Source organism: Vibrio sp. M260112, assembly GCF_036533775.1.
Lineage (GTDB): Bacteria > Pseudomonadota > Gammaproteobacteria > Enterobacterales > Vibrionaceae > Vibrio.
In genome coordinates, this window is the sequence record NZ_JATABH010000021.1 from 14,102 (window position 1) to 34,861 (window position 20,760).

Annotated in this window: 17 protein-coding genes; 15 read left to right on the forward strand and 2 right to left on the reverse strand. The window is 44.6% G+C overall.

What is annotated here, in order from left to right; genetic code table 11:
* The first annotated feature begins 5 nt into the window (after positions 1-5).
* The 4 genes from QTN95_RS10985 to QTN95_RS11000 all read left to right on the forward strand — a co-directional run bounded on the left by QTN95_RS10985 (position 6) and on the right by QTN95_RS11000 (position 4,667).
* Positions 6-1,121, forward strand: a complete 1,116-nt coding sequence (locus tag QTN95_RS10985) for an ABC transporter ATP-binding protein (RefSeq protein WP_138970772.1) — start codon at positions 6-8, stop codon at positions 1,119-1,121.
* A gap of 413 nt (positions 1,122-1,534) precedes the next feature.
* Positions 1,535-2,530, forward strand: coding sequence for a TRAP transporter substrate-binding protein (locus QTN95_RS10990; protein WP_331417511.1), 996 nt, complete (start codon positions 1,535-1,537; stop codon positions 2,528-2,530).
* 100 nt (positions 2,531-2,630) lie between these two features.
* Positions 2,631-3,302 carry a TRAP transporter small permease gene (locus tag QTN95_RS10995; protein WP_331417512.1) on the forward strand — a complete coding sequence of 224 codons (672 nt, stop codon included), beginning with the start codon at positions 2,631-2,633 and terminating at the stop codon, positions 3,300-3,302.
* Between the two features lie 3 nt (positions 3,303-3,305).
* Complete coding sequence (locus QTN95_RS11000) at positions 3,306-4,667, forward strand: TRAP transporter large permease (RefSeq protein ID WP_331417513.1); 1,362 nt, start codon at positions 3,306-3,308, stop codon at positions 4,665-4,667.
* 146 nt (positions 4,668-4,813) lie between these two features.
* On the opposite strand, the gene QTN95_RS11005 is transcribed toward QTN95_RS11000, so the two are convergent.
* Positions 4,814-6,157 carry a sigma-54-dependent transcriptional regulator gene (locus tag QTN95_RS11005; RefSeq protein ID WP_331417514.1) on the reverse strand — a complete coding sequence of 448 codons (1,344 nt, stop codon included), beginning with the start codon at positions 6,155-6,157 and terminating at the stop codon, positions 4,814-4,816.
* Positions 6,158-6,170: 13 nt separating this feature from the next.
* A complete protein-coding gene (locus tag QTN95_RS11010; protein WP_331417515.1) occupies positions 6,171-7,949 on the reverse strand; it encodes a sensor histidine kinase in 1,779 nt (592 codons plus the stop codon).
* A 502-nt stretch (positions 7,950-8,451) separates the two neighbouring features.
* Between QTN95_RS11010 and tig the strand changes: the two genes are divergently transcribed.
* The 11 genes from tig to QTN95_RS11065 all read left to right on the forward strand — a co-directional run bounded on the left by tig (position 8,452) and on the right by QTN95_RS11065 (position 20,754).
* Positions 8,452-9,753 carry a trigger factor gene (tig, locus tag QTN95_RS11015; RefSeq protein WP_331417516.1) on the forward strand — a complete coding sequence of 434 codons (1,302 nt, stop codon included), beginning with the start codon at positions 8,452-8,454 and terminating at the stop codon, positions 9,751-9,753.
* Between the two features lie 105 nt (positions 9,754-9,858).
* Positions 9,859-10,485 (forward strand): ATP-dependent Clp endopeptidase proteolytic subunit ClpP, encoded by a 627-nt coding sequence (gene clpP / locus QTN95_RS11020; RefSeq protein WP_138970765.1) that lies wholly within the window; start codon positions 9,859-9,861, stop codon positions 10,483-10,485.
* 65 nt (positions 10,486-10,550) lie between these two features.
* Entirely contained in the window at positions 10,551-11,834 is a 1,284-nt protein-coding gene (gene clpX / locus QTN95_RS11025; protein ID WP_138970764.1) for an ATP-dependent protease ATP-binding subunit ClpX, read from the forward strand.
* A 129-nt stretch (positions 11,835-11,963) separates the two neighbouring features.
* A complete protein-coding gene (lon, locus tag QTN95_RS11030; RefSeq protein WP_331417517.1) occupies positions 11,964-14,315 on the forward strand; it encodes an endopeptidase La in 2,352 nt (783 codons plus the stop codon).
* Positions 14,316-14,501: 186 nt separating this feature from the next.
* A complete protein-coding gene (locus tag QTN95_RS11035; protein ID WP_269376233.1) occupies positions 14,502-14,780 on the forward strand; it encodes an HU family DNA-binding protein in 279 nt (92 codons plus the stop codon).
* Between the two features lie 178 nt (positions 14,781-14,958).
* Positions 14,959-16,818 carry a peptidylprolyl isomerase gene (ppiD, locus tag QTN95_RS11040; RefSeq protein WP_331417518.1) on the forward strand — a complete coding sequence of 620 codons (1,860 nt, stop codon included), beginning with the start codon at positions 14,959-14,961 and terminating at the stop codon, positions 16,816-16,818.
* A 135-nt stretch (positions 16,819-16,953) separates the two neighbouring features.
* Positions 16,954-17,247: a ComEA family DNA-binding protein gene (locus QTN95_RS11045; RefSeq protein ID WP_138970761.1), complete on the forward strand. Its 294-nt coding sequence runs from the start codon at positions 16,954-16,956 to the stop codon at positions 17,245-17,247.
* Between the two features lie 142 nt (positions 17,248-17,389).
* Positions 17,390-18,070: a (d)CMP kinase gene (cmk, locus tag QTN95_RS11050; RefSeq protein ID WP_138970760.1), complete on the forward strand. Its 681-nt coding sequence runs from the start codon at positions 17,390-17,392 to the stop codon at positions 18,068-18,070.
* A gap of 102 nt (positions 18,071-18,172) precedes the next feature.
* Positions 18,173-19,843 carry a 30S ribosomal protein S1 gene (rpsA, locus tag QTN95_RS11055; protein WP_138970759.1) on the forward strand — a complete coding sequence of 557 codons (1,671 nt, stop codon included), beginning with the start codon at positions 18,173-18,175 and terminating at the stop codon, positions 19,841-19,843.
* A gap of 210 nt (positions 19,844-20,053) precedes the next feature.
* Positions 20,054-20,335 (forward strand): integration host factor subunit beta, encoded by a 282-nt coding sequence (gene ihfB / locus QTN95_RS11060; protein WP_006881264.1) that lies wholly within the window; start codon positions 20,054-20,056, stop codon positions 20,333-20,335.
* Positions 20,336-20,475: 140 nt separating this feature from the next.
* The gene (locus tag QTN95_RS11065; RefSeq protein ID WP_006881263.1) at positions 20,476-20,754 is read left to right on the forward strand and encodes a LapA family protein; all 279 of its coding nucleotides are present in this window, start codon (positions 20,476-20,478) and stop codon (positions 20,752-20,754) included.
* Positions 20,755-20,760 lie beyond the last annotated feature (6 nt).

A 20,760-nucleotide genomic window follows, 5' to 3' on the forward strand; every position in this document is an offset into this window, starting at 1 on the left:
TTATCATGGCAACACTCGAACTTAAACAGATCCGTAAAACCTACCCGAAAGCGGAGCAAGAAACCTTAAAGGGTATCGACATTAACATTGATTCAGGCGAGTTCCTGATCTTGGTTGGGCCTTCGGGTTGCGGTAAATCGACCTTGATGAACACCATTGCCGGATTGGAAAATATCAGTTCTGGTGAGATTGTCATCGACGGTAATGATGTCTCAGAGGTTGAACCGAAAGACCGTGATATTGCGATGGTATTCCAATCCTATGCGCTTTACCCAAATATGACGGTTCGCGGCAATATTGAGTTTGGTCTGAAGATCCGCAAGATGCCTAAGGCTGAGATAGATGCAGAAGTTGAGCGAGTTGCAACCATGCTGCAAATTGATCATCTGTTAGACCGTAAACCTTCACAGCTTTCGGGTGGTCAGCGTCAACGTGTCGCAATGGGACGCGCACTGGCCCGCCGTCCTAAGCTATATCTGTTTGATGAACCGTTATCGAATCTTGATGCGAAACTTCGCGTAGAGATGCGCCATCAGATTAAACGCCTTCATCAACAGCTTAAAACGACCATCGTGTACGTCACCCACGACCAGATTGAAGCGATGACTCTCGCCGACCGTATTGCAGTTATGAAAGATGGTGAACTTCAGCAGCTAGGCACTCCGCAAGAGATTTACAACAAGCCAACCAATATGTTTGTCGCCGGTTTTATGGGGTCACCGTCGATGAACTTCATCAAAACTATGGTTGATCTGGATGCGCAGGATAACCCTGTGATCAAAGTGAAGGGCAGCAACGGTCAAGAACATCACATTAGTTTACCGGCATCAATGCGTGAGCAAGATGGACGAGAGATCGTTATTGGGCTTCGTCCAGAACACATTACAGATAGCGAGAATGTGGATTCACAAGCAAGCACCAAGCTTGATCTGATGCTGGAAGTTTTGGAGCCAACGGGTCCAGATACGATTGCGATGATCAAAGTCAACGAGCAAGAAGTCGCGTGTCGTCTTTCTCCTGAGTTTGATGTGGTCGCAGGTCAAGTGGCACCTTTGCACTTTGACCTCTCTAAAGCGGTGTTCTTTGATGCAACAACAGAGAAACGCATCGACTTTCATTAATGATTAATTTGTTAACAATATTGTTAGAAAAATGCACATAGTCGACTATGCTTAGAGCTATAGCATGAAGAAGCTTCGTGCACATTTGAGGGGAGATGGGCGATTTCGTCTCCTTATTGCCCGTCGAATCTCTAGTAACAAAAATGGCAGCCCAAGGGCTGCCATTTGTTTTTTATAATGAGTCTTTGTTAAATATGTGTAAATTCACCCGTTGTGATAAATATGATGGGTGGAAATCCACCCATTTTTATAAAAAAAGTGTGATTTAAAAACAGGTGGTAGTCGGGGGTGTTTTTATTAAACTTATGATTTATAGATGTTTTTATGATTAATTGAAAGTTGGCTTAGTTATTGCCCTTATAGAAATATCAACACCCAGTGATGGGGTTGTTCATTTAACAAGGAGAATAATAATGTTCAAGCCATTGACCCTACTATCTGCATCGATTCTTGCTGTGACCAGTTTCAACGCTGCGGCTAATTGTGATCCAGGTGAAACAGTGATTAAATTCAGTCACGTAACGAATACAGATAAGCACCCAAAAGGTATCGCGGCTTCATTACTTGAAAAACGTGTTAATGAAGAGATGAACGGTAAAGTGTGTCTTCAGGTATTCCCGAACTCAACTCTGTATGATGATGACAAAGTTCTAGAAGCTCTTCTTAACGGTGACGTGCAACTTGCAGCCCCTTCTCTATCAAAGTTTGAAAAGTTCACCAAGAAGTACCGTATTTTCGACCTACCATTCCTATTTGAAGATGTAGAAGCGGTTGACCGTTTCCAAAACTCAGAAGCGGGTGAGAAGCTGAAAAATGCGATGAAACGTCGCGGCCTTCAAGGTCTAGCGTTCTGGCACAACGGCATGAAACAGATGTCTGCGAACAAGCCACTTATCACTCCTGAAGATGCAAAAGGTCTGAAATTCCGCGTGCAAGCATCCGATGTTCTTGTTGCTCAGTTTGAGCAATTAGGCGGTAACCCGCAGAAAATGTCATTCAAAGAAGTTTACGGTGGTCTACAAACTAAAGTTATTGATGGTCAAGAAAACACTTGGTCTAACATCTACGGTAAAAAATTCTTCGAAGTTCAAGACGGTATCACTGAAACAAACCACGGTATTCTTGATTACCTAGTCGTTACGTCAAACGATTTCTGGAAAGGTCTACCAGAAGACCAACGTCAGCAGCTTGCGACAATCATTGAAGAAGTGACGACTGAGCGTAATGCTGAATCTTCGCGTGTCGACCTAGCGAACAAAAATAACATCATCGAAGCGGGTGGTGTGGTTCGTACCTTGACTGCCGAAGAGCGCCAACAGTGGGTAACTGCGCTTCAGCCAGTATGGAAGAAGTTCGAGAAAGATATCGGCTCTGACCTGATCGAAGCGGCTATCGCATCAAATAAATAATAACAATTTCCCCTAACCTTTGGCCCTCTTAGTATCTCTTTCTTCTCGGGATATATCGGGAAGAGGGCCTTTCTTTTCTTTTGAGAAAGTGAAGTAACTTATGGAACAGTCTATTTTTGCCAGAATTGGCAGGGTGACAGACGCAATTGAGGAAACTCTGATCGCGTTCTTCTTGGGTGCAATGACCATGCTCACCTTTGCCAATGTAGTATTTCGCTACGTATTTAATGACAACATCTTGTGGGCTCTTGAGCTAACCGTGTTCATGTTCGCTTGGATGGTACTCGTCGGGGCATCATACGGCGTGAAAAAACATTTTCACATTGGTGTTGATGTTGTTATTAACCTAGCGCCAGACCATCTGCGTAAAGTTTATGCGCTGATCGCTGCGGCATCCTGTTTGGCTTTTTCAATCTTGCTGCTTATTGGCTCTTGGAACTACTGGTACCCGTTCGCAACTGAACGTGCATGGTATGAAACCGACGATATTCCGATGCCGGAAATGTTGCAGTTTTTGGCTGACTGGTTGAATGAAGGTGAGCGTTACGAAAAATTACCTCGATTCATTCCGTACATGGCACTGCCTATAGGTATGGCGTTACTCACTTTCCGCTTTGTTCAAGTTACGTTGCAAATTATTACTGGTAAGTTGGACCGCTTGATCGCAGGTCATGAGGCTGAAGAAGAGCTCGAAGCTCTGAAAGAGGAACTCAAAGACGCTGGAGAAGCAATGGAACCGAAAAGTAATAATAACCAGAGCAAGGAGGGCTAAGCCATGGAAATTCTATTCTTATTCATCATGGTGATTGGCTTTATGCTTGTGGGTGTGCCAATCGCTATTTCCCTTGGTTTATCGAGCATTATTTTCCTGATGATGCACTCTGATGCGTCACTGGCTTCCGTTGCTCAGACCTTATTTAATGCCTTTGCTGGCCACTATACGCTACTCGCGATTCCATTCTTCATTCTTGCCTCTAGTTTTATGTCTACGGGTGGGGTTGCTAAACGTATTATCCGTTTCGCTATTGCCATGGTCGGTTGGTTCCGTGGTGGTCTCGCCATGGCATCGGTTGTTGCGTGTATGATGTTTGCAGCCCTGTCTGGTTCATCGCCTGCGACAGTTGTTGCCATCGGTAGTATTGTTATCGCGGGTATGATTAAAAACGGCTACTCAAAAGAGTTCGCCGCTGGTGTTATCTGTAATGCAGGTACGCTGGGTATTTTGATCCCGCCTTCTATCGTGATGGTGGTTTACGCAGCGGCGACGGATGTATCGGTTGGTCGTATGTTCCTAGGTGGCGTGATCCCAGGTCTTCTGGCTGGGGTGATGCTGATGATTGCCATCTACATCGCTGCGCGTGTTAAGAACCTGCCAAAACAGCCATTTGTCGGTTGGAAGGAGATGTTTGATTCAGCAAAAGATGCGAGCTGGGGTTTATTACTGGTCGTTATTATCCTAGGCGGTATTTACGGAGGGGTATTTACACCAACGGAAGCGGCCGCCGTGGCTGCGGTTTACTCGTTCTTAATCGCGAACTTTATCTACAAGGATATGGGCCCGTTTGCTGACAAGGAAAATACCAAGCCTATATTGGTGAAAGTCGTTCAAGCATTTGTGCATAAAGACACCAAACATACGCTTTATGAAGCCGGTAAACTGACCATTATGCTACTGTTTATCATTGCCAATGCTTTGATCCTTAAGCATGTGTTAACAGAAGAACGTATTCCTCAAATGATTACGGAGTCGATGTTATCTGCTGGTCTTGGTCCGATTACCTTCCTGATTGTGGTCAACCTACTGCTGTTGATTGGCGGTCAGTTTATGGAGCCATCGGGTCTACTTATCATCGTTGCACCTCTGGTGTTCCCAATAGCTATTGCACTAGGCATTGACCCGATTCACCTAGGTATCATGATGGTCGTGAACATGGAGATAGGGATGATCACGCCGCCCGTTGGTCTCAACCTGTTTGTTACCGCAGGGGTCGCTAAGATGTCGATGATGCAAGTGGTGAAAGCCGCCTTGCCTTGGGTAGGGGTGATGTTCTTATTCCTGATTATCGTGACTTATGTTCCTTGGGTGTCAACGTGGTTACCAACCACCTTGATGGGCCCTGAAATCATCACCAAATAACTGAACTAAAAAAGAAAGCCCCGAATACTCGTTATCCGGGGCTTTGTTGTTAGGACAGTGGATGAACTAAATTCTTAACTCATTTGTATCAGTTCCTTTTGATGAATCTAACTTAACGCTTTCAATCTGAATATAAAATGAACCGCTTATTCACCTTTATAGTTACTTTTATCCAAACCGTATTTTTGCATCTTGTCATATAGAGTTTTACGTGCGAGTTGTAACCTATCCATGGTTTGCTTAATACTGCCATGACACTGGTTAAGTGCTTGTTCAATAACACTCTTTTCAAATTCCGCAATTTGTTCGGCGAGGCTCATCTCTCGGCTTGCGAACGCAGACTCTGAATCAAATTGAGTTAATCTTCCCAATAGTACAAAACGTTCGGCGGCATTTCTCAGTTCGCGAACGTTTCCCGGCCAATCGTGCGTCATCAGTTGATGAATCTGCTGAGTTTCGATAGCCGGTGCGGACTTACCATAGCGTGAAGCGGCAACCAGCAAAAAGTGATGAAATAGAGTCGGAATATCTTCCTTGCGCTGCCTGAGCGGAGGAAGCTCTAGAGTAACCACATTCAGTCGATAGTAGAGATCTTCGCGAAATGAGCCCTCAGCCGCCGCCTGTTTTAAATCGACCTTAGTCGCGGCAATGACGCGAATATCAATAGGAACCAGTTCGTTGGAGCCCACACGTTCAATGACCCTCTCTTGCAAAACCCGCAATAAACGAATCTGCGCTTGAAGGGGCATTGATTCAATTTCATCGAGAAAAAGTGTACCGCCTTGGGCATGTTCGAATTTACCCACTCGTTTTGAATTTGCACCAGTAAAAGCGCCTTTCTCGTGGCCGTACAGTTCACTTTCAATCAAGTTTTCTGGTACGGCACCACAGTTGATCGCTACGAAGTTATTATCGCGTCGAGAGCTTTGCTCATGAATAGAACGGGCAAACAGCTCTTTACCTGTGCCTGTCTCGCCAAACAGCAAGATGTCCGCATTGGTGTCTGCAATATGGACGATGGTATCGCGGAGGAGTTGAATGGAAGGGGTGTCACCGATGATGCGTGGACCCAGCGCTTGACTCGCTTTAAGGCTGCGTTTTAATTCTTGGTTTTCTAAAGTGAGTTCGCGTTTTTCCAACGCACGTCTGGTGGTATCGATCAAACGATCAATTGGGAAGGGCTTCTCAATAAAGTCATACGCGCCATTGCGTAGGGCATTAACTGCCATCGAGATATCGCCATGTCCCGTTATCAGAATGACCGGAATGTTTTCGTCTTGGTGCAGTATGCTGGATAAAATATTTTCGCCAGACAAACCCGGTAAGCAGATATCGGTGATGACGACTTTCGGTAGACCGTCACTTTTTATCGCCAATAGAGCATCTTCAGCGTTAGCAAAAAAACGGGCACTGATATCCTCCAGCTCGAAACTCTGTTCGATCGCTAGGCGAATATCGCTTTCATCATCAATGAAGATAACATCGTACATCTTAATTCCTTGATTAGGCATCGACAGGGAGAGTGATTACAAATCGGGCGCCTCCCAGAGGCGAGTCCGCGACGTCGAGTTCCCCTCCCATCGCTTGGGTGATCTGTTGTGAAATTGATAGCCCCAATCCAAGTCCATTCTTCTTAGTGGTATAGAAAGGCTCAAACAGTTGATGTTGCTCACTATAAGCGATACCGGGTCCATTATCATCGACAAAAATGTGCAGTTGGTGATTGGACACCGAGGTCGAGATCTTAATTCTGCGTTTCTCTTGTTCCTCGACCGCTTGCATTGCATTGGTAACAAGGTTGATTAGTACTTGCTCAAATTGTATTGGGTTGACTTCAACAGCGGGCAATATTTCGTCAAGTTCAAGAATTAGCTCAACCTGTTTGGCCTTACACTGGGGAGAGAGTAACTCTTTCGCCGACCAAATCAGCGGCTTCACGTCCAGTTTGCTCACATCATTACTGTCACTTTTACGGGCGAAAGTGCGCAGCTGGTTACTGATTTTTGCCATGCGCTCCGTCAGAGCGGAAATGCGTGAGAGGTTATCATCGACTCGATCGTAACTTTCTCTCTCCAAAAAACGTCGCCCATTGTCAGCAAAGCTGCGTATTGCTGCGAGGGGATTATTGAGCTCGTGACTGATACTGGCTGACATTTGCCCCAATACCGCTAATTTAGCTGCCTGAATTAGCTCATTTTGTGTTTGGCGTAGCACTTGCTCTGTTTTGCTTCTTTCACTGATTTCAGCTTGAAGTTCAGAGGTTCGTTCCATAACAAGAAACTCAAGCTTCTGCTTCGCTTCCGACTGTAACTGTTCGAATTGACGCTTTTTGAGTTGACGCTGGTGTACCAGTGCAAACGAGAGATACGCAATGACGAACATTAAACTGATTATGAGCGAGTAACTCAGCACTGACCACAACAGGGTCACTTTGGAGGTGAGGACACGCAGAGTTAAGCTGTGTTTATCCAATGAACGAGATGAAACGAGATAGTCGTTTTCAAATCCGGGTAGGTTTGGGTTCCTCAGTTCGGAATGTTCCTGAGTTAGATCGCCCACCAGACCAAATGAGCGAATCGGTGTATCCAGATATTGGCGACTGTTAAGGATGGACTGACGAGCTGATTCTGAGAGCGTGGTTAGACTCTTAAACAGCCAGTCATCGTTGCTTGACATAAAAATTACGTTATTGACGTCTGTAGCAACAAAGATATTGTTCTTGTCTTGCCAGTTAGCTTCAATCGCAGTTAAATCCATTTTAATGACGATCACGCCGATGATCTCGGCCGCATAAGTGACTGGGTGTGAAAAGTAATAACCACGCTGTTTTGAGCTAGAACCGAGCGCAAAGTATTGGCTAGGCTTACCGAGAATCGCGTCGGAGAAATAGGGACGCCAAGCATAGTTTCGACCGATAAAGGATCGTTCTAGGTCCCAGTTACTCGATGCGATAGTATTGCCAAACTCGTCGAGCAGATAGGCGTCAGTCGACTGGATGGTTTGGTTGATGTGTTGCAAATAACGGTTGGTCAGATCGATTTGGGCGGAGTTATTAGGCGACTGAAGTGCAGAAACTAGCTCACTATCTTTAGCAATCAATTGTGGCAGGTGTGCGTATTTGTCCAATTTGCTGGAGATGAACTCAGCAAAGCGTTCGAGCTGTTCCTTATGCGTTACGATAAGGTGGTTTTCGCTTGAATTCCAAATCCAACTAGAGCCACCAATGATCGCAATTACGTACAGAACAAGCAGAGAGTACTTACCCCGTCGATACGTCAACATCTTAATCCTTGCCAAACTACATCACTCCGCCATAGCGTAAATGTTTTTGTTACAAATGTGTTTACTCATCATGATAAATTGAGTGATAAAACCGGACTTAGATCGACTTTTAATCTTTAATCAAAAAAAAACGTTAGTTTCCATTGAAAAAGGCATTAATGTCCCCATTTCTGGAAACAAAGACTGCTTTATTGGTGTTTTTTTTAGCAGTTAAGTGAGTTTTTAGGGTAATCCCGCAGCGATCGTAGGGTTCGGCTCGACAGCTAACGATCTGCTCGGTAGAATGCTGCGTCTGAATTTTATCTTGAGGCTAATCAGAGATACCTTTACCGAATATCCTTCGAAAAGATATCACTCATTAGTCCGACAATTGGCTTGTTCGATTGTCGATACTCGGTTTATAAAAGAGTACTCATAGAGTACAAACAAGGATGGGTTCTGTCCGAAAGAGGATAGGGCACATAAGCTCAGTTTTCTGAGCCAGTTTTGAGGTTAATGAATAATGCAAGTTACTGTTGAAACGCTAGAGGGCCTAGAGCGCCGTCTAAACATTACTGTTCCTGCTGCAAACATCGAAGATGCTGTAACAGCGGAACTACGCAACATCGCAAAAAACCGTCGTTTCGATGGTTTCCGTAAAGGCAAAGTGCCTCTAAAAATGGTTGCGAAGATGTACGGCAAAGCAGTACGTCAAGACGTAATGGGTGAAGTAATGCAACGTCACTTCATCGAAGCGATCATTAAAGAGAAGATCAACCCAGCAGGCGCACCTACTTTCGCTCCAGTTGAAGTTAAAGAAGGCGAAGATCTAGTATTTAACGCGACTTTTGAAGTTTACCCAGAAGTTGAGCTAAAAGGTCTAGAGAACATCACTGTTGAAAAACCAGCAACAGAAGTTCAAGACGCAGATGTTGAAGAGATGATCGACACTCTACGCAAACAACAAGCAACTTGGGTTGTAGTTGAAGAAGCGGCTGAAGACGGCAAACGTGCAACAATCGATTTCGTAGGCTCTATCGACGGTGAAGAGTTCGAAGGCGGTAAAGCTGAAAACTTCCCACTAGAAATGGGTGCTGGTCGCATGATCCCTGGTTTTGAAGACGGTATCGCAGGTAAGACTGCTGGTATGGAATTCGACATCGACGTGACTTTCCCAGAAGATTACCACGCAGAAAACCTAAAAGGTAAAGCGGCTAAGTTTGCAATCAAAGTAAACAAAGTTGAAGCTCGTGAGCTTCCAGAGCTAAACGACGAGTTCGTTGCTAAGTTCGGCGTTGCTGAAGGTGGCGTTGACGCTCTTAAAGCTGAAGTGCGTAAGAACATGGAGCGTGAGCTTAAGCAAGCTGTTAAGAACCGCATCAAAGAGCAAGCTATCGACGGTCTAGTGAAAGAGAACGAAATTGACGTACCAGCAGCTCTAATCGACCAAGAAATTGGTGCTCTACGTCAGCAAGCTGCACAGCGTTTCGGTGGCAACCCAGAAGCGGCTGCTCAACTTCCACGTGAGCTGTTCGAAGAGCAAGCTAAGCGTCGCGTAGTAGTAGGTCTTCTACTAGGTGAAGTCATCAAGTCTGAAGAGCTAAAAGCGGACGACGAGAAAGTGAAAGCGCTTATCGAAGAGATGGCGACTGCTTACGAAGATCCAGCTGAAGTTGTTGCTTACTACGAGCAAAACGAGCAAATGATGAACAACATGCGTAACGTTGCTCTAGAAGAACAAGCGATCGACGCTATCATCGCTAAAGCACAGGTTACTGAAAAAACGGTTAGCTTTAACGAGCTAATGAACCAACAGCCTGCGTAATAAGCAATATATTGCTTAGAAGGTTGACTTAGCGTTAACTATTCTGCTAACAATGGTCCGTATGATAATTATCATCCGGGCCATTTATTTTAGGGACATAAGAATATGAGCTACCAAGAAAAAAATGCAATGTCGCCAATTCTAGACGCGCTAGTACCGATGGTGGTTGAACAAACTTCCCGTGGTGAACGTTCTTACGATATCTACTCTCGTTTGCTAAAAGAACGTGTTATTTTTTTAACTGGTCAAGTAGAAGATCACATGGCAAATCTTGTCGTGGCACAGCTACTTTTCCTCGAATCAGAAAATCCTGACAAAGATATCTTCCTTTATATAAACTCTCCGGGTGGCAGCGTAACTGCGGGTATGTCAATCTACGACACTATGCAGTTTATTAAACCAAACGTGAGCACAGTATGTATGGGACAAGCGTGTTCAATGGGTGCATTCCTACTTGCTGGTGGTGCGCCAGGTAAACGTTATGTATTGCCTAACTCGCGTGTAATGATTCACCAACCGCTAGGTGGTTTCCAAGGCCAAGCTTCGGATATTCAAATTCATGCTCAAGAGATTCTAACGATCAAAGAGAAGTTAAACAGACTTCTTGCAGAGCATACAGGTCAGCCTCTAGAAGTGATTGAGCGCGATACTGATCGTGATAACTTCATGGCGGCTGAACAAGCAGTAGAGTATGGCTTAGTTGACGCGGTTCTGACTCATCGCGGTGAATAACTAGCAACATTGGTATATATTGATATACACTCAAGTCATATGAGTAAAGGCTAAGAGGTTAGCGAATGACAGATAAAAGCAAAGAGAGCGGTAGTAGTAAGCTTCTTTACTGCTCTTTCTGCGGTAAAAGCCAGCACGAAGTTCGCAAGCTAATCGCTGGTCCATCAGTCTATATTTGTGATGAATGTGTCGACTTATGTAACGACATCATTCGTGAAGAAATTAAGGATGTTCTCCCTAAGAAGCAGTCTGAGGCGCTACCAGTGCCAAGAGACATTCGTGAACACCTTGACGACTATGTGATTGGACAAGATTACGCTAAGAAAGTGTTAGCAGTAGCCGTTTATAACCACTATAAGCGTTTACGTAACGGAGATACAACGAGCGAAGGTGTTGAACTAGGTAAGAGTAATATTTTGCTTATCGGTCCAACGGGTAGTGGTAAAACGCTACTGGCTGAAACACTGGCTCGTTTCCTAGATGTACCGTTCACTATGGCCGACGCAACGACGCTGACTGAAGCGGGTTACGTTGGTGAAGATGTAGAAAACATCATCCAGAAACTTCTGCAAAAATGTGATTACGACGTAGCGAAAGCAGAGCGTGGTATCGTGTACATCGATGAAATCGATAAGATTTCTCGTAAAGCTGAAAACCCATCTATTACACGAGATGTATCGGGTGAGGGTGTTCAGCAGGCGCTATTGAAGCTTATTGAAGGTACGGTTGCATCAGTTCCACCTCAAGGTGGTCGTAAGCACCCTCAACAAGAGTTCCTACAAGTAGATACATCTAAGATTCTATTTATTTGTGGTGGCGCTTTTGCTGGCCTAGATAAAGTGATTGAACAACGTGTAGCGACAGGTACGGGTATCGGTTTTGGAGCGGAAGTCCGTTCTAAAGACGAAACTAAGACTGTCGGCGAACTGTTTACTCAGGTAGAACCGGAAGACTTAGTGAAATATGGTTTGATCCCTGAGTTTATTGGTCGTTTACCAGTAACAACAACGTTGACAGAACTGGATGAAGAAGCACTGATTCAAATTCTGTGTGAGCCGAAGAATGCGCTGACAAAACAGTATGCAGCACTATTCGAGCTTGAAAACTCAGAACTTGAGTTCCGTGAAGATGCACTGCGTGCGATTGCTAAGAAAGCAATGGAGCGTAAGACTGGTGCTCGTGGTCTGCGTTCGATTCTAGAAAGCGTGCTACTTGAGACCATGTACGAACTACCATCGATGAAAGATGTAAGTAAGGTTGTGATTGATGAGTCGGTAATTAAGGGTGAGTCTGAACCACTGCTTATTTACAGCAACTCAGATAATCAAGCTGCTGGTGCAGAATCATAATCTGATTCACAGAAATTGAAGTATATAGAAAGGGGGTAATCAATTACTCCCTTTTTTTTATTCTTTCATTGAATCCAACCAATTAGCCCCCATATACTGCTCATAGGACTAAGCGGAAGAGAGAAGAATATGAACTTGGAACGTTCCGAACGTATCGAGATCCCCGTACTACCTCTAAGAGATGTAGTCGTTTACCCGCATATGGTAATTCCATTGTTTGTTGGTCGTGAAAAATCTATTGCTTGCTTAGAAGCAGCAATGGACAACAACAAACAAGTATTATTGGTAGCGCAGAAAGAAGCGGATACCGATGAACCGACTCAAGGCGATATGTTTGATGTTGGTACCGTTGCGACCATCCTTCAACTACTAAAGCTGCCAGATGGTACTGTTAAAGTACTCGTTGAAGGCCAGCAGCGCGCGCGCATTAACCACTTTATTGAAAACGAATTTTTCTATGCTGATGCTGAGTATCTCACGACTGCTGAGTTAGATGAGCGTGAGCAGGAAGTCATTGTCCGCAGTGCAATTAACCAGTTTGAAGGCTTCATTAAGCTCAACAAGAAGATTCCACCAGAAGTCCTGACATCTCTGAATGGTATCGATGAAGCCGCACGTCTTGCGGATACCATTGCAGCCCATATGCCTCTGAAATTGGCAGACAAGCAAGTTGTTCTTGAGTTACTTGACGTTACAGAACGTTTAGAGTTCCTCATGGGGCAGATGGAATCAGAAATCGATCTGTTACAAGTTGAAAAACGCATTCGTACCCGCGTTAAGAAGCAGATGGAAAAATCTCAGCGCGAGTACTACCTGAATGAGCAAATGAAAGCTATTCAGAAAGAGCTTGGTGAAAGTGAAGATGGTGTTGATGAGTTTGAAACTCTGAAACAGAAAATCATCGACTCTAAGATGCCTCAAGAAGCGCGCGAGAAGACAGAACAAGAGCTACAAAAGCTCAAGATGATGTCTCCGATGTCGGCAGAAGCCACGGTTGTTCGTGGTTATATCGACTGGATGCTAGGGGTGCCTTGGAACAAACGAACTAAGGTGAAGAAGAACCTTGCTAAAGCAGAAGAGATCCTTAACGAAGACCACTATGGATTAGAGCGCGTTAAAGAGCGCATTCTTGAGTACTTAGCGGTGCAAAACCGTATCAACAAACTCAAGGGTCCTATCTTGTGTCTAGTGGGGCCTCCTGGTGTGGGTAAAACTTCCCTAGGCCGCTCAATCGCAGCAGCGACTGGTCGACAATATACACGAATGGCACTTGGCGGCGTACGTGATGAGGCGGAAATCCGTGGTCATCGCCGTACTTACATCGGTTCAATGCCAGGCAAGCTAATTCAAAAAATGTCGAAAGTTGGTGTGAAGAACCCATTGTTCCTTCTCGATGAAATCGACAAGATGTCTTCAGACATGCGTGGTGACCCATCATCGGCGCTATTGGAAGTATTGGACCCTGAGCAAAATAACGCATTCAATGACCATTACCTCGAAGTCGATTACGACCTATCTGATGTGATGTTCGTTGCAACGTCTAACTCGATGAATATTCCAGGTCCTCTATTGGATCGTATGGAAGTGATCCGTCTGTCGGGTTACACAGAAGATGAAAAACTCAACATTGCTAAACGCCATTTGGTCGACAAGCAGATCAAGCGTAACGGCCTAAAAGCCAACGAGATTACCATCGAAGACTCAGCAATCATTGGTATTATTCGTTACTACACTCGTGAAGCGGGCGTTCGTAGCCTAGAGCGTGAGATCTCAAAAATCTGTCGTAAAGCAGTGAAAAACATCTTGCTCAACAGTGAGCTTAAAACGGTCACCGTCAACATGGACAACCTCAAAGAATACTTAGGGGTTCAACGTCATGACTATGGCAAAGCAGACGATAGCAACCGCATCGGTCAAGTGACTGGCTTGGCGTGGACTGAAGTCGGTGGTGACCTGCTGACGATCGAAACGCAATCAATGCCAGGCAAAGGCAAGCTAACTCAGACGGGTTCTCTTGGTGATGTCATGCAGGAATCAATTCAGGCTGCAATGACAGTGGTGCGTTCTCGCGCAGAAGCTTTGGGTATTAACTCTGACTTCTATGAGAAGCGTGATATTCACGTTCACGTACCAGAGGGTGCAACGCCGAAAGATGGCCCTAGTGCGGGTATTGCGATGTGTACAGCGCTAGTGTCGAGCTTGACGGGTAACCCTGTAAAAGCAGAAGTCGCGATGACAGGTGAAATTACCCTTCGTGGTGAAGTTTTACCAATCGGTGGTCTTAAAGAGAAGCTCCTAGCAGCGCACCGTGGCGGCATCAAAACAGTGCTGATTCCTAAAGATAATGAGCGTGATTTGGAGGAAATTCCTGACAATGTTATCGCCGATCTTAAGGTCATTCCGGTACAGTGGATTGATGAAGTATTGAAAGTTGCGTTAGAAAAAGAGCCTTCAGGCGTGGAGTTTTCTGCCGCAAAATAGTGATGTGCAGCAAAAATAAGTAAAAGATTACGCTGATAAGTACAAAAATGCTTGTCAGCGTTTTTTTTGGACGCTAACGTTATCGACGATAGCTGCGAGCCTTGAAAAATAAGGGTTTGTCGCAAATTTGAAATGAAATGGAACGTATAGCTGCCATAAAAATATAAACAGGCAGCGCAAAGGGGAATCACAGTGAATAAAACACAATTAGTAGAAAAAATCGCAGAAAATGCAGATCTATCTAAAGCGTCTGCAGGTCGTGCTCTAGATGCATTCATCGAAGCAGTTGGTGAAACTCTTCAATCTGGTGATCAAGTTGCTCTAGTTGGCTTTGGTACTTTCAGTGTTCGTACTCGTGCAGCACGTACAGGCCGTAACCCTAAGACTGGTGAAGAGATTCAAATTGCAGAAGCTAAAGTTCCTGCATTCAAAGCTGGTAAAGCTCTTAAAGATTCTTGCAACTAATAAAAAATCGTCACTTGAGGTGATTTTTTAGAACCTTTTTAAATTATGCGCATCATACTGATGCGCATTTCTTTTTCTGGTATTATCGCGCTATTCAATTTTTTATTTATGAAATGTGCCGAACTCACGGATTTAAAGTGGGCTTATGTACGGCACATAAGCGGAGAGTAGTTTAAGTATGATGGACCGATTACGCGAAGGCGTTAACAGCATCGCGGTTAAAATTATCCTAGGGCTTATCATCCTATCGTTCGTATTTGCAGGTGTTGGTAGTTACATTGTAGGTGGCTCAAATAACTCTGCGGCGAAAGTAGGCAATGTTGAAATTGGTCGTGGTGAGTTCGAACAGGCTTACCAAAACGAACGTAATCGTATGCAAGCTCAGCTTGGTGATTACTTCTCAAATCTATTGGCTGACCCAAGCTATGTAGAGTCTTTCCGTAAATCAGTTCTTGATCGTATGGTCAATGACTTGCTTCTAGAGCAACACGCAGAGTCGCTAGGGCTGCGCGTAAGCGACACTCAAGTTCGTACCATGATTCTAGAAATGCCTCAGTTCCAAGTTGATGGCAAATTTGATCAAGAAATCTACCAGGCTGCGCTACGTCGAGCTGGCTTCTCAGCAGATAGCTTTGCAGAATATTTACGCCGTGACCTAGTGCGTAATCAACTGATGACCGCAATTCAAGGTAGTGATTTCTCATTGCCGGGTGAAGTAGAAGCTCAAAGCAAGTTACTGACCCAAACTCGTGATATCAAAAAGGTTACCCTTTCTCTGGCAGACTTTGCAGCTAAAGCAGAGTTATCAGAAGAAGAGATCAACGAATATTACCAACTAAACCCTGAGCGTTATACGCGCCCAGAGCAAGTTAAAGTAGCTTACGTAGAATTATCAGCTCAAAAGCTAAAAGAAAACATTGAGATTTCTGACGAGCAAGCTGAAAAATACTATCAAGAGCACATCGATAAATACTCTTCAGAAGAGCAGCGTCGTGTAAGTCATATCCTAATTGAGGGTGATGATGAAGCTAAAGCGCAAGCCATCCTAGATGAGCTCAATGCAGGTGCGGATTTTGCTGCACTGGCTGAAGAGAAATCTGATGACTTCGGTAGTGCATCTGAAGGCGGTTCTTTGGGTTGGATCGAACGTGATGTGATGGATCCTTCATTCGAAGAAGCTGCGTTTGCGCTTAAAAATGTGGGTGATATGACAGGTCTTGTTAAATCAGACTTTGGCTACCACATCATTAAACTTGATGAGCTCAAAGATTCAGTTGCGAAATCGTACCAAGAAGTTGCAGAGGAAGTTAAACAAGAGCTACGAGACCAGCAAGCCGTTGATCAATACTATGCGCTTCAAAGTGAACTAGAGAAAGTGGCGTTTGAGTATCCGGATTCACTAGATGAAGCTGCGAAAGCAATCAGCGCTAAGATCGAGACAACAGACTTTATCTCTCAAGTAGACGCTCCTGAGCTTTTGAATGCCCCTGCGGTATTACAAGCGATTGTAAGTCCTGAAGTGAAAGAAGATGGTCTCAACTCAGAAGTGATTGAAGTTGCCCCTGAGCATGTCGTTGTTGTCCGTGTTGAAGATAGCCGCAATGAAACGGTTCTACCGTTGGAGCAAGTTCGTGCTGACGTTACTAAGTCACTTGCCAATGTGAAAGGCGAGCAAGCCGCTATCGAACTCGCTCAAAACCTAGTTGCTGAACTTAAGCAAGGTAAGCAAGAGCTATTGGCTGAGAGTGGTTTGTCATTCGGTGAGATGGAAACACTAGACCGCAGTTCACCATTTTCAGACGTTGTTTTCTCAATGGCGAAACCTGTCGATGGCGAAAAGGAGTTTGCTCAGGCGAAAGACCTCAATGGTGATGTGGTCGTGGTTGAGCTTGTTAATGTCGCATCAAAGTTTGACCCGCAATACAACCAGCAGATTGGTGCACAACTGACACAAGTGAATGCTCAGCAAGACCTTTCTGGCTTGATCAGCATCCTGCGCAAGACTATCGATATCGAATATTACATTGTGACGCAATAATCAGCTCAAATGTAATTGATATATCTATATTAACGGACTGCATCAGCAGTCCGTTTTGTTTTAATGTTTACATGGTTTTCTTTTGGTGATGAGTGGTTAGTCTGGGCCTGCACATAAGTAAACAAGGAAACTAAAATGTTAAAACAACTACTGCTAGTTACTCTTCTACTATCATTTCCTGCCATCACCCAAGCTGAAGACGCTAGCACCGATGCCAAGTATCAAGGTATCGAGATCACGGTTAACATCAACCAAGCCAGTGCTGAGGAGCTCGCCGACCTGTTGTTAGGCATCGGATTGGCGAAGGCTCAGGCAATCGTCGAGTTCCGTCAGCTCAATGGTCACTTCACAAGTGCCGAGGATCTCGAGAAAGTCAAAGGTATTGGTGCTGCAATTGTGGCGCAGAACCGAGACCGAATTAAGCTATAAACTGATTGGAGAGCGCCTTGGCGCTCTTTTTTACGCATACGACAAATCCTGCCTAGAACCTGTGGGCATTTCCCTCTATAATTCCACGCCGAAACAAGGTCAACGAGTCGAACGTTGATCAGAAAACAACACGGAGTAAAACATGTCGTCTCATACACCGGTAGTAACCGTTGATGGACCAAGTGGTGCCGGCAAGGGCACACTTTGTATGCTGCTTGCAAAAAAACTAGGGTTTCATTTACTAGACTCTGGCGCTATCTATCGTGTCTTAGCTCTAGCTGCAATTCATCATGGCGTTGATCTTGAATCGGAAGATGCGCTGGTTCCTTTGGCGACCCATTTGGATGTACAGTTTGTGGCTGAAGGCGAGCTGGTCAAGGTTATCCTTGAAGGCGAAGATGTTTCTCGTGAACTGCGTAAAGAAGAAACGGGCATGGCTGCATCAAAGGTCGCTGCTTTACCGCGTGTTCGTGAAGCCCTTTTGCGTCGTCAGCGTGCTTTTGCAGAAGGTCAAGGTTTGGTGGCTGATGGTCGTGACATGGGGACGGTTGTTTTCCCTCAAGCTGAAGTGAAAATCTTTCTGGACGCAAGTGCTGAAGAGCGAGCAAGTCGCCGTCTTAAACAGTTGCAAGGCAAGGGGTTAGATGTTAAATTTGACGACCTTTTAAGCGAGATCCAAGAGCGTGACGACCGAGATCGTAACCGCCCAGTAGCGCCATTACGCCCTGCTGAGGATGCGCTTTTGCTAGATTCTACTACGATGAGTATCGACGAAGTGGTAGAAAAGGCACTACAATATATCGAATCTAAGCTAGTAGCCTAGGCTGCTAGGTAAGAACGTTGGTCGCAAGGATGATGACCGGCGAAGTTAATAACCCCATGTGGTAGGACACCCGTGGACGTTTAATTTATTGAAGATTAAATAATGACTGAATCTTTTGCTCAACTCTTTGAAGAGTTTCTAAACGAGACTGAATTCCAACAAGGTACTATCGTTAAAGGTACTGTAGTAGCTATCGAGAACGGTTTTGTTCTTGTTGACGCTGGTCTTAAGTCTGAGTCTGCTATCCCTGCTGAACAGTTCAAGAACGCTGCTGGCGAACTTGAAGTTGAAGTTGGTTCTGAAGTAGACGTGGCTCTAGACGCTGTAGAAGACGGTTTCGGTGAAACTCAACTTTCTCGTGAGAAAGCGAAGCGTCACGAAGCTTGGATCGTACTTGAGAAAGCTTGTGAAGAAGCTGAAACTGTTGTTGGTATCATCAACGGTAAAGTTAAAGGCGGTTTCACTGTTGAACTAAACGGTATCCGTGCTTTCCTTCCAGGTTCACTAGTAGACGTGCGTCCAATCCGCGATACTGCTCACCTAGAAAACAAAGAGCTAGAGTTCAAAGTTATCAAACTTGACCAGAAGCGTAACAACGTAGTTGTTTCTCGTCGTGCAGTTATCGAATCTGAGAACAGCGTTGAGCGTGATGAGCTTCTAGAGACTCTACAAGAAGGCGCAGAAGTTAAAGGTATCGTTAAGAACCTTACTGACTACGGTGCGTTCGTAGATCTAGGCGGTGTTGACGGTCTTCTACACATCACTGACATGGCTTGGAAGCGCGTTAAGCACCCTTCTGAGATCGTTAACGTTGGTGACGAGATCCAAGTTAAAGTTCTTAAGTTCGACCGTGACCGTACTCGCGTATCACTAGGTCTTAAGCAACTAGGCGAAGATCCATGGGTAGCAATCGCTAAGCGTTACCCAGAAGGTCACAAACTATCTGGTCGCGTTACTAACCTAACTGACTACGGCTGTTTCGTTGAAATCGAAGAAGGCGTTGAAGGTCTAGTACATGTTTCTGAAATGGATTGGACTAACAAGAACATCCACCCATCTAAAGTTGTTAATGTTGGCGACGAAGTTGAGGTTATGGTTCTTGAAATCGACGAAGAGCGTCGTCGTATCTCTCTAGGTCTGAAACAGTGTAAAGCTAACCCATGGCAATCTTTCGCTGAAGCGCAAGCTAAAGGCGACAAAGTTACTGGTAAGATCAAGTCTATCACTGACTTCGGTATCTTCATCGGTCTAGACGGCGGCATCGACGGTCTAGTTCACCTATCTGACATTTCTTGGAATGTTGCTGGTGAAGAAGCTGTACGTGAGTACAAGAAAGGCGACGAAATCTCTGCAGTAGTTCTAGCAGTAGACGCAGAGCGTGAGCGCATCTCTCTAGGCGTTAAGCAAATGGAAAATGACCCATTCAATGCTTACGTTTCTGAGAAGAAGAAAGGTGTACTAGTTAACGGTACTGTTACTGCAGTAGACGCTAAAGGTGCAACTATCGAACTTGAAGAAGGCGTAGAAGGTTACATCCGCGCTTCTGAAGTTTCTCGCGACCGCGTAGAAGACGCTACTCTAATCCTAAGTGTTGGTGACAGTGTTGAAGCTAAGTTCACAGGTGTAGACCGTAAGAACCGCGTAATCAACCTATCTATCAAAGCTAAAGATGAAGCTGAAGAGCAAGAAGCAATGGCTACACTGAACAGCGCTGATGAAGCGGCATTCGGTAACGCTATGGCTGACGCTTTCAAAGCAGCTAAAGGCGAATAATTAGTCGCTTTTAAGAAAAAGGAGCCGAAAGGCTCCTTTTTTATGTTTCATTCATGGCTAGTGGTAATACCAATCTCTGCAAGATGTTTTGTTAAATGTAGTTTTTCATTCCACACATTGTTCAATTTTTGTCTAAAATTGTAGGCAAGTGTTTGTTGGAACTGGTATTACTTACTATAATAAGTGATAAATTACTCTATGAGGGCAACTATGACTAAGTCTGAATTGATCGAAAGACTCTGTGCAGAACAGACTCACCTTTCGGCTAAAGAGATTGAAGATGCTGTAAAAGATATTTTAGAGCATATGGCTTCAACACTGGAAAGTGGCGACCGAATTGAGATTCGTGGTTTTGGTAGTTTCTCTCTTCATTTCCGCGAGCCACGTGTGGGACGTAATCCTAAAACAGGTGACAAAGTAGAGCTTGAAGGAAAATTTGTTCCTCACTTTAAACCTGGCAAGGAATTGCGTGAGCGAGTAAACATCGGTTAGTAACTCGAATTGACTGTAAAATGAGCGGCATACATAGCGTATGCCGCTTTTTTATCATTCGAATTACAGAGATAACCATGGTTTGTTTGATGCTTTTACTGCATAATCGTAGCGGCAGAACTTATCTTAGGTGATGGACTATGAAAATTATAAAAATCGTTCTTGTACTGGCCCTATTTTTGATTGCACTGGCCTTAGGCTCTCAGAATCAAGCGATTGTAACATTTAACTATTTGTTAGCTCAGGGAGAGTTCCACCTGTCCACACTGTTGGGTGGTGTGTTTATTGTTGGTTTCCTTCTGGCATGGCTAATATTTGGTAGTTTGCATCTTAAATCTCAGTTGCAAGTACGCAAACTAAGAAAACAGTTAACTAAGCTCTCTCCAGCAGCAAGTGAACCAACTCAAGGCAAAGCTTAAAAGTCG

Bases quoted from the DNA above. Each gene is read 5' to 3' on its own strand.
- QTN95_RS10995 (WP_331417512.1), top strand. From the start codon at position 2,631: ATGGAACAGTCTATTTTTGCCAGAATTGGCAGGGTGACAGACGCAATT.
- QTN95_RS11045 (WP_138970761.1), top strand. From the start codon at position 16,954: ATGTTAAAACAACTACTGCTAGTTACTCTTCTACTATCATTTCCTGCC.
- clpP (WP_138970765.1), top strand. From the start codon at position 9,859: ATGAGCTACCAAGAAAAAAATGCAATGTCGCCAATTCTAGACGCGCTA.
- QTN95_RS10985 (WP_138970772.1), top strand. From the start codon at position 6: ATGGCAACACTCGAACTTAAACAGATCCGTAAAACCTACCCGAAAGCG.
- QTN95_RS11065 (WP_006881263.1), top strand. From the start codon at position 20,476: ATGAAAATTATAAAAATCGTTCTTGTACTGGCCCTATTTTTGATTGCA.
- tig (WP_331417516.1), top strand. From the start codon at position 8,452: ATGCAAGTTACTGTTGAAACGCTAGAGGGCCTAGAGCGCCGTCTAAAC.
- QTN95_RS11010 (WP_331417515.1), bottom strand. From the start codon at position 7,949: ATGTTGACGTATCGACGGGGTAAGTACTCTCTGCTTGTTCTGTACGTA.
- ppiD (WP_331417518.1), top strand. From the start codon at position 14,959: ATGATGGACCGATTACGCGAAGGCGTTAACAGCATCGCGGTTAAAATT.
- ihfB (WP_006881264.1), top strand. From the start codon at position 20,054: ATGACTAAGTCTGAATTGATCGAAAGACTCTGTGCAGAACAGACTCAC.
- clpX (WP_138970764.1), top strand. From the start codon at position 10,551: ATGACAGATAAAAGCAAAGAGAGCGGTAGTAGTAAGCTTCTTTACTGC.
- lon (WP_331417517.1), top strand. From the start codon at position 11,964: ATGAACTTGGAACGTTCCGAACGTATCGAGATCCCCGTACTACCTCTA.
- cmk (WP_138970760.1), top strand. From the start codon at position 17,390: ATGTCGTCTCATACACCGGTAGTAACCGTTGATGGACCAAGTGGTGCC.
- rpsA (WP_138970759.1), top strand. From the start codon at position 18,173: ATGACTGAATCTTTTGCTCAACTCTTTGAAGAGTTTCTAAACGAGACT.
- QTN95_RS11005 (WP_331417514.1), bottom strand. From the start codon at position 6,157: ATGTACGATGTTATCTTCATTGATGATGAAAGCGATATTCGCCTAGCG.
- QTN95_RS10990 (WP_331417511.1), top strand. From the start codon at position 1,535: ATGTTCAAGCCATTGACCCTACTATCTGCATCGATTCTTGCTGTGACC.
- QTN95_RS11000 (WP_331417513.1), top strand. From the start codon at position 3,306: ATGGAAATTCTATTCTTATTCATCATGGTGATTGGCTTTATGCTTGTG.